Origin of the sequence: Undibacterium sp. RuTC16W, assembly GCF_049339445.1 — a bacterium.
GTDB lineage: Bacteria > Pseudomonadota > Gammaproteobacteria > Burkholderiales > Burkholderiaceae_D > Undibacterium.
Genome location: NZ_JBMPPE010000059.1, coordinates 1 through 379, shown reverse-complemented (window position 1 = coordinate 379; position 379 = coordinate 1). Strand labels below are relative to the sequence as shown.

The following is a 379-nucleotide window of genomic DNA, read 5'->3' as shown; positions in this document are numbered from 1 at the left end:
ACAGTCGGAAACCGTATGGCGTCAGGCTAACAAATACAAAGTGCCACGTCTGGCCTTCGTGAACAAGATGGACCGTACCGGCGCCAACTTCTTCAAGGTCTACGATCAGATGCGTTCGCGTCTGAAAGCCAACCCAGTGCCTATCCAGATGCCGATCGGCGCTGAAGACGTCTTCACCGGTGTTATCGATCTGGTCAAGATGAAGGCGATCATCTGGGACGAGGCGTCCCAGGGCACCAAGTTCGAGTACGGCGACATCCCTGCTGATCTGGTCGACACCTGCCGGGTATGGCGGGAAAAGATGGTCGAAGCCGCGGCCGAGGCCAATGAAGACCTGATGAACAAGTATCTCGAAGAGGGTGACCTGTCCGAGGCCGAG

Annotated in this window: 1 protein-coding gene; it reads left to right on the top strand. The window is 56.7% G+C overall.

Features of this window, described 5'->3' with window-relative positions; all coding sequences use genetic code 11:
* A partial coding sequence (locus ACO0K4_RS19515) for a GTP-binding protein (protein ID WP_422958336.1) occupies nt 1-379 on the top strand: 379 nt, incomplete at both ends.